Origin of the sequence: Neolewinella aurantiaca (genome assembly GCF_008014675.1) — a bacterium.
GTDB classification, from domain to species: Bacteria; Bacteroidota; Bacteroidia; order Chitinophagales; family Saprospiraceae; genus Neolewinella; species Neolewinella aurantiaca.
The window spans coordinates 1-1,264 of sequence record NZ_VOXD01000098.1; the positions used below are offsets into that span (position 1 = coordinate 1).

The 1,264-nt window shown below is 48.4% G+C and carries 1 protein-coding gene; it reads left to right on the forward strand.

Annotation, left to right across the window (positions count from 1 at the left end):
- Nucleotides 1-74 precede the first annotated feature (74 nt).
- Nucleotides 75-1,264, forward strand: a 1,190-nt coding sequence (locus tag FUA23_RS22175) for a transposase (RefSeq protein WP_147932961.1), incomplete at its 3' end; no start/stop codon positions are given.

Here is a 1,264-nt window from a genome sequence, read left to right on the forward strand (position 1 = left end):
CAATGGTCCGCTACGATTTTAGGCTTCTAAAAAAGGGTAGGCCCTTAACTTGGTGATTCTCACACCTACCAAGAATGACCTACCCGACGAAAATCGAAACTCTCGCTGCCCAAATATTGCAAAAGTTAGCCGTAACTGGTGTATGGCGGTACAGATTTATGCTTAGCCTGTTTGGTTTATGGCCTGCCCTGTTGGGTCGTTTCAATTTTGTCAATCTTGGTCGCCAGGGTAACTATATTGACTTCACTTACCGCAAGCACTTTGAGCGTCCTTTTGACTGGTTGGCTTTCAACACGGTGATGATCGCCGAACAAGCGAGTGATGATGTGATCATTGGATTGGATCCTTCTTTTATACCTAAAGCAGGTAAGCACACCGAAGGGGTAGGCAAGTATCACTCAGGCAAAGCCGGCAGGCGCAAGCATGGTATTGAGATTACAGGACTTGCTGCGGTTGATATGATGGATAAGATGGCCTATCACCTTGAGGCGGTCCAGACGGTCAATAGGCGTGAGGGGGAAAGTGAGCTCTCCTTCTATGCTCGCATAGTAGAGGAACGAGCCGCTCAACTGCTCAAAGTGAGTAAGTATATAGTCGTCGATGCTTTTTTTAGTCGTAATCCTTTCATGAACCGTGTCGTCGCCCTTGGCTTCCATGTGATAACGCGGGGGCGTACCGACATCAGTTTGCGCTATTATTGGAAGGGAGAGGGGCGCAAACGCAAGTGGGATGGAAAGGTCGATCTGAGCGACCCTGACCCTGACGTATTTTTCAGAGTACCAGAACTGGAGAAGCTAGAGCGACGCGTTTGGCAAGGGGTGATTAATCAAAAATCAGTTAACCTCAAGGTCAAAGCTGTCATCATTCAAGAACTGAATGACGAGGGAGAAATAAAAGAAATCCGCACCTACTTGTCAACCGACACTTCGCTGTCCGCCGAACAGATCATGCACAGGTATGCTTATCGTTTTCAGCAAGAATTTCTGTTTCGAGACGCCAAGCAGTTCGTCGGATTAGAACAGGGACAAGGGCGCAGCGCTGGAAAAATACATTTCCATACTAACATGGCACTGACGACGGTAAATCTGGCTAAGGTGAGCCACTACCTGAGTGAAGAACCCGCCCAGCGAGGAGCTTTCTCGATGTCTGATATCGTGACGGCCTATCGCAACGAACGCATAGCGTATCACCTTTTGGACAAGTGTGGTGTCGACCCACACACGCCCAAAATGCAAGCGGTAATTGCAGAGCTTAAAGTCTTTGG